The 7,269-nt window shown below is 66.7% G+C and carries 5 protein-coding genes; all 5 read left to right on the top strand.

From position 1 onward, the window contains the following. The first annotated feature begins 288 nt into the window (after window positions 1-288). The 5 genes from HTY53_RS14035 to HTY53_RS14055 all read left to right on the top strand — a co-directional run bounded on the left by HTY53_RS14035 (window position 289) and on the right by HTY53_RS14055 (window position 7,140). The gene (locus HTY53_RS14035) at window positions 289-2,106 is read left to right on the top strand and encodes an extracellular solute-binding protein (RefSeq protein ID WP_254599955.1); all 1,818 of its coding nucleotides are present in this window, start codon (window positions 289-291) and stop codon (window positions 2,104-2,106) included. A 46-nt stretch (window positions 2,107-2,152) separates the two neighbouring features. Then, window positions 2,153-3,202: a microcin C ABC transporter permease YejB gene (locus HTY53_RS14040; protein ID WP_149319846.1), complete on the top strand. Its 1,050-nt coding sequence runs from the start codon at window positions 2,153-2,155 to the stop codon at window positions 3,200-3,202. Further along, a complete protein-coding gene (locus HTY53_RS14045) occupies window positions 3,199-4,401 on the top strand; it encodes an ABC transporter permease (RefSeq protein ID WP_174107214.1) in 1,203 nt (400 codons plus the stop codon). The genes HTY53_RS14040 and HTY53_RS14045 overlap by 4 nt, the downstream gene beginning before the upstream one ends. Then, on the top strand, window positions 4,398-6,092 hold the full coding sequence (locus HTY53_RS14050) for an ABC transporter ATP-binding protein (protein WP_174107215.1): 1,695 nt from the start codon (window positions 4,398-4,400) through the stop codon (window positions 6,090-6,092). Before HTY53_RS14045 ends, HTY53_RS14050 begins: the two co-directional genes overlap by 4 nt. Window positions 6,093-6,459: 367 nt before the next feature. Further along, complete coding sequence (locus tag HTY53_RS14055; RefSeq protein ID WP_174107216.1) at window positions 6,460-7,140, top strand: C40 family peptidase; 681 nt, start codon at window positions 6,460-6,462, stop codon at window positions 7,138-7,140. The last annotated feature ends 129 nt before the right edge of the window (window positions 7,141-7,269 follow it).

Raw genomic sequence — 7,269 nt, forward strand, 5'->3', positions numbered from 1 at the left:
CCCGGTAGCCGCCGGCGCACCGGCTGCGGCCGCGGCCACGCCGCGTACTGGAATGTCCGGATGGCTGGAACGCCGCCGAACGAAGGTAAAATTGTCGCACAACTTGGCCCGGGCACCGACCGCGGCCGTACTGCCAAGCGTAGTTCAGGGGAGGGCATCGACCGGATGCAAAGGCAAGCAGCAGGGCCGTTTTCGGCATGGCATCGTATCCGGGCGCGGACTCGCACCGGCCTGGTCCAGATGCTGGCACGGTCCGCCGCAGCCGCCCTGCTGGCGGTGCTGTTGCCGATGGTGCCGACGACGGGATGGGCCGCGCACGGCTTCGCGCTGCACGGCGACCTGAAGTACCCAGCCGACTTCCACCACTTCGACTACGTCAATCCCGAGGCCCCTCGCGGCGGCACGCTGACGCTGGCCAATCCGGACCGGCGTACCAGTTTCGACAAGTTCAATCCGTTCACGCTGAAGGGCGTCGCGGCGCCAGGGCTCACGTCGCTGATGTTCGAGTCGCTGCTGATCGGCAGCGCCGACGAGACCGCCAGCGCCTACGGCCTGCTGGCCGAGGACGTCACGGTGGCACTCGACGAGCTGTCGGTGACCTTCCGCATCCGCCCGCAGGCGCGCTTTCACAACGGCGATCCGGTGCTGGCGAGCGACGTCAAATATTCGTTCGACATGCTGATGAGCAAGGCCTCGAGCCCAGGCTATCGCAGCATGTGCGCCGACGTGAAGTCGCTGACCGTCATCGACGAGCGCACGGTGCGCTACGACTTCAAGCAGCGCAACGGCGAGCTGCCGCTGATCGTCGGCTCTCTGCCGGTGTTCTCGCGCAAATGGACCGCCAAGGTGCCGTTCGAGAAGCTGACGTTCGAAACGCCGGTCACCAGCGGCCCCTATCTGATCGAGCGCTACGACGCGGGCCGCGGCATCGTCTACAAGCGCAACCCGAACTATTGGGGCAGGGATCTGCCGGTGCGGCGCGGCACCTTCAACTTCGACCGCGTGGTGTACCGGCTGTACAAGGACGAGACCGCGCGGCTGGAAGCCTTCAAGGCCGGCGAATTCGACGCGATCGTCGAGTACCGCTCCAAGAGCTGGGCCAAGAGTTATGTCGGCAAGCGCTTCGCCAACGGCGAGCTGATGAAGACGGAATTCCCGCACCGCAATGGCGCCGGCATGCAGGGCTTCGTGATGAACCTGCGCAAACCGCTGTTCCAGGACGTGCGCGTGCGCCAGGCGCTGATCCTCGCGCTGGACTTCGAATGGCTGAACCGCCAGCTGTTCTACGGCGCCTACAAGCGCCTCGACAGCTGGTTCTCCAACAGCGAGCTGGCCGCCAGCTCGACCTTCGACGGCCGCCCCGGCCCCGGCGAGCTGGCACTGCTCGAGCCGCTGCGCAACGAACTGCCGCCCGAGGTCTTCGGCCCGATCGTCACGCAGCCGACCACCGAGCCGCCGCGCTCGCTGCGCGACAATCTGCGCCAGGCGCGCCGGCTGCTGGCGCAGGCAGGCTGGACCTATAGCGACGGCGCGCTGCGCAATGCCAAGGGCGAGCCCTTCGTGTTCGAATTCCTCGACGACGGCGGCGCGATGAGCCGCGTGATCACGACCTATGTGCGCAATCTGGAGAAGCTCGGCATCCAGGTCCATCAGCGCACCACCGACTTCGCGCTGTACCAGAAACGGCTGGAGGACTTCGATTTCGACGTGGTGTCGATCCGCTTCCCCGACTCGCAGAGCCCGGGCAACGAGCTGCGCGACCGCTTCAACAGCGAGGCGGCGACGATGCCGGGCTCGGACAATCTGTTCGGGCTGAAATCGGCGGCGGTCGACAAGCTGGTCGACCACGTGCTGCGCGCGCAGACGCGCAAGGAACTGATCAACGCGTCGCGCGCGCTGGACCGCGTGCTGATGCACGGCTATTACGTGGTGCCCAATTGGTACAGCGCCTCGCACCGCATCGCCTACCGGCGCGAGCTGGTCTATCCGCAGCGGTTGCCGCACTACTACACGGCCGAGGGGTGGGTGCTCAGCAGCTGGTGGCGCAGCGACGTGCCCGCCGCCACCGCCCAGGCCAAGGCGGCCCCGGCCAAGGCGGCGCGCTGAGCGCGGCGACGGCCGCGACAGGCGCCAAAGGAAAACAGGAAACGGCATGCTGGCCTATCTGCTCAAGCGCGTTCTGCTGATGATCCCGACGTTGATCGGCGTCATCACGCTGACCTTCGTCGTGATCCAGTTCGTGCCCGGCGGGCCCGTCGAGCAGATGATGATGGAGCTCAAGGGCCGCGGCGGCGGCGGCGAGGCCAGCGGCGGCGGCGCCGAATACCGCGGCCGGCGCGGCGTCGACCCCGAGAAGATCAAGGAGATCCAGGCGCTGTACGGCTTCGACAAGCCGCCGCTGGAGCGCTACTGGATGATGCTCAAGCGCTTTGCGCAGTTCGATCTCGGCCAGAGCTATTTCCAGCACCGCAGCGTGTGGGAGCTGGTCAAGTCCAAGCTGCCGGTGTCGGTCAGTCTCGGGCTGTGGACCTTCTTTCTGACCTACCTGATATCGGTGCCGCTCGGCATCGCCAAGGCGATCCGCGCGGGCAGCCGTTTCGACGTGGTGACCAGCATGATCGTGCTGGTCGGCTACGCGATCCCGGGCTTCGTGCTGGGCGTGCTGCTGCTGGTGCTGTTCGGCGGCGGCACCTTCGTGCAGTGGTTTCCGCTGCGCGGCCTGACTTCGGACAACTGGGAGCAGCTGTCGCTGATGGGCAAGGTCATGGACTATCTGTGGCACCTGGTGCTGCCGATCACCGCGTCCGTGGTCGGCAGCTTTGCCGTGGTGACGATGCTGACCAAGAACGCCTTCCTGGAGGAGGTGCGCAAGCAGTATGTGCTGACCGCGCGCGCCAAGGGCCTGTCGGAGCGGCGCGTGCTGTGGAAGCATATCTTCCGCAATGCGCTGATCCCGCTGGTCACCGGTTTCCCCGCCGCCTTCATCGGCGCGTTCTTTACCGGCTCGCTGCTGATCGAGACGCTGTTCTCGCTCGACGGGCTGGGCCTGCTGTCCTATGAAGCGGTGCTGCGCCGCGACTATCCGGTCGTGCTCGGCACGCTGTACCTGTTCACGCTGATCGGCCTGGTGACCCGGCTGATCTCCGATGTCTGCTACGTGCTGGTCGACCCCCGCATCCATTTCGAGGCCATGCCGCGATGACCCCGCGTTGGCAATCCCCTTTCCGTTCCACCCCGCGGCCGCCCCGGCTGGACCGGCTGCCGTCCTCGCTGTCGCCGCGCCAGCGTGCCTGGCAGCGCTTCCGCCGCAACCGGCTCGGCTACTGGAGCCTGATCGCGTTTGTCGTGCTGTTCGTGCTCAGCATGTTCGCCGAGGTGCTGTCGAGCGACCGGCCGCTGGTGGTCAAGTACCGCGGCGAGTGGTATTTCCCGATCGTGCAGACCTATGCCGAGACCACCTTCGACGGCGACTTCCCGACGCCGACCGATTATCTCGATCCGTTCATCCGGCAGCGCATCACCAGCAACGGCAACTGGGCCATCTATCCGCCCAACCGCTATTCGTACGACACGCTGAACTATTTCGCCAAGGAGCCCAATCCCGCGCCGCCGTCATCCGAGAACTGGCTGGGCACCGACGATCGCGGCCGCGACGTGCTGGCGCGGCTGATCTACGGCTTCCGCGTCTCGGTGCTGTTCGGCCTCGCGCTGACCGTGCTCGGCGTGGTGATCGGCACCATCACCGGCGCGCTGATGGGCTTCTTCGGCGGACGCTTCGACCTGATCTCGCAGCGCGCGATGGAGATCTGGAGCTCGATGCCCGAGCTCTATCTGTTGATCATCTTCGCCTCGATCTTCGAGCCGAGCCTGGCGCTGCTGATCATCCTGCTGTCGCTGTTCGGCTGGATGGGTTTGTCGGACTACGTGCGCGCCGAGTTCTACCGCAACCGCTCGCTCGACTACGTCAAGGCGGCGCGCGCGCTGGGTCTGTCGAACGTACAGATCATGTGGCGCCATATCCTGCCCAACAGCCTGACGCCGGTGATCACGTTCCTGCCGTTCCGCATGAGCGCCGCGATCCTGGCGCTGACCAGCCTCGACTTCCTCGGCCTCGGCGTGCCGCCGACCACGCCGAGCCTGGGCGAGCTGCTGGCCCAGGGCAAGGCCAATCTCGATGCGTGGTGGATCTCGCTGTCGACCTTCGGCGTGCTGGTGGTCACGCTGCTGCTGCTTACCTTCATGGGCGATGCGCTGCGCGATGCCTTCGATACGCGGTTGGGCCTGGCCGCGCTGCGCGGCCGGGTCGAGCCGAAGTTGCCCGACCCGTCAGCGGGATCGGCCAGCGGACCGGCGGCGGACGCCGCAGCGGCGGGGCAGTCCGCCGCGGGAGCGCGGCCATGAGCGAGCTGCCCGTGACCACGCCGCCGCTGCCGGTGGCCGCGCCGCCCGATGCCGGCGATCCCGCGCTGATCCGTGTCGACCGTCTGTCGGTGACCTTCGGCGAAGGCCCGGACGCGACCCGTGCGGTGCGCGACGTCAGTTTCGCGCTGCGCCCAGGCGAGCGCTTTGCGCTGGTCGGCGAGTCCGGTTCCGGCAAGACCGTGACCGCACTGTCGATGTTGCGGCTCGTCGAGGAGGCGCACTATCAGGGCGCGATCCATTTCGAAGGGCGCGACCTGTTGCGCGTGCCCGATCGGGAGATCCGCGCGATTCGCGGCAGCGAGATCGCGATGATCTTCCAGGAGCCGATGACCGCGCTCAATCCGCTCTATACGGTGGGCAACCAGATCGTCGAGACGCTGGAACTGCACGAAGGGCTGGACAAGCGCGCCGCGCGCGAGCGCGCGATCGCGTTGCTGCAGCGAACCGGCATCGAGGAGGCCGAGCACCGCTTCGACAGCTTTCCGCACCAGCTGTCGGGCGGCCAGCGCCAGCGCGCGATGATCGCGATGGCGCTGGCCTGCCGGCCCAAACTGCTGCTGGCGGACGAGCCGACCACCGCGCTCGACGTCACCATCCGCGTGCAGATCCTCGAACTGCTGCGCGACCTGCAGGCCGAGTTCGGCATGGCGGTGATGCTGATCACCCACGACCTGAACATGGTGCGCGCGTTTGCGCAGCGCATCGGCGTGATGGAGCAGGGCATGCTGGTCGAGATCGGCGAGACCGCCGAGGTCTTCGCCAACCCGCGACATCCCTACACGCAGCGGCTGATCGACAGCCGGCCGCGGCGCGACGTCGTGCCGGTGCTGCCGCTGGCGCCGACGCTGCTGAGCGCGCGCGGCCTGGACGTCAACTACACGCGCAAGCGCCGCGGCCTGGCCGGCTGGTTCAGCCGCGACGTGGTGCGCGCCGTCAAGGAGGTCGATTTCGACCTGCGCGAGGGCGAGACGCTCGGCATCGTCGGCGAGTCCGGTTCGGGCAAGACCACGCTTGCCCATGCGGTGCTGGCCCTGCAGCGCAAGAGCGGCGGCCAGATCCAGTTCCTCGGCCGCAGCCTGGAGCAGGTCAAGCGGGCCGAGCGCGCGTCGCTGCGGGCTCGCCTGCAGGTGGTGTTCCAGGACCCGTTCGGCTCGCTGTCGCCGCGCATGACGATCGAGCAGATCGTCGGCGAGGGCCTGGCGCTGCATCAGCCGGGCCTGTCGCGCGAGGCGATGCGCGAGCGCGTGATCGAGGCGCTGCGCGAAGTCGGGCTCGATCGCACCGCTTTGGGGCGCTATCCGCACGAGTTCTCGGGCGGCCAGCGCCAGCGCATCGCCATTGCGCGCGTGTTGATCCTGAAGCCGCAGGTGGTGGTGCTCGACGAACCGACCTCGGCGCTCGACGTATCGATCCAGCAGCAGGTGCTCGCGCTGCTGTCGCAGCTGCAGCGCAAGTACAACCTCAGCTATTTGTTCATCAGCCACGATCTGGCGGTGATCCGGGCGATGGCGCACCGGGTCATCGTGATGAAGGGCGGGGAAGTAGTCGAGGCGGGCGAGACCGAAGCGGTGCTCGGTGCACCGCAGCATGCCTACACGCGCAAGCTGATGCGGGCCGCTCAGTTAGGCCTCGAACCCCGTCCGGGAGACATCGGCGGGTGGCCGGGCTAGTGTCCGCACCATGTCCGCGCTAATGTTCGGCATCCCGGTCAATCGCGAGAATTGGCGTGCAAACCCCACGCTATTGCTTTGATTACACGACGAAATCGGCCGATTTTGTAACGAACTTTGACATCGTTGGCGTGAGCTTATACCATCCCGCGAGAACTTGATGTGTGGGTGGTTTGCACGCCGCACGTCTCCTGGCGGATGCCCCAAAGCCGTGCCCCGACGCCGTTGTCCGGCTGGTCCGGCGCTTGCATCCGCCCTCGGCAGTTTTTCCACATAGTCATCTCCGATCCACACGACGATGGTCCAACGCGTCGCGTGAGGGATCGTGTGATTCGAATCACCCGAACCGGAACCAACGGGAGAACCCATGCAGCGAACGGTGCTTCATTCCCTGGCGCGTGCCGCCATCGGACTGACCCTGGCATGCGGCGCGGCCTTGTCGAATGGAGCCCTGGCTGACACGGTGTTCAAGGAGCCCGGCGCGGAGTTGAGCGTCGAGGCCCAGCAGCAGGCCGAGCCCCGAAAAGGCCTGCTGTCGTCGATGATGAATTCGACCAGCCATGTCGCCAACAAGGCGGGCGACCTGGTGATGAACGCGCTGGGCCTGATCGGTGTCCGTTATCGCTTCGGCGGCAACACGCCGGAGTCCGGCCTGGACTGCAGCGGCTTCGTCCGCTACGTCTTCAATGACACCTTCGGCTTCATGCTGCCGCGGCGCTCGGTCGAGATCAGCCGCGTCGGAACCAACGTCGCCGCGCACGAGCTGCGCCCCGGCGATCTGGTGTTCTTCAATACGATGCGCCACGCGTTCTCGCATGTGGGCATCTATATCGGCGACAACAAGTTCGTGCATGCGCCGTCGACCGGCAGCAAGATCCGCGTCGACGACATGCGCTCGGCCTACTGGGTCACGCGCTACAACGGCGCGCGCCGCATCGACGACATGCCCGAGCGCGACAATGGCGCCGCGGGCGGCATCGGTGGCATGGTCGAGACGCTCAAGCGCTTCGATCCGAACGCCAACGGACGCACGTTCTACGGCGGCTGAACGGCGACGGCGCCGCGCGCCGCCGATCGGTGCGAATCGGCGCGATCGCCATTGTCAAGTCCTGACATAGGTTGACAGTTCTTGGCCCTATTGAGCCAAGGTAAGCAACGCCCGATGGACCTCATCGGG

The sequence above is a fragment of the Cupriavidus gilardii genome, from assembly GCF_013314895.1.
In the GTDB taxonomy this organism is placed as follows: domain Bacteria; phylum Pseudomonadota; class Gammaproteobacteria; order Burkholderiales; family Burkholderiaceae; genus Cupriavidus; species Cupriavidus gilardii_C.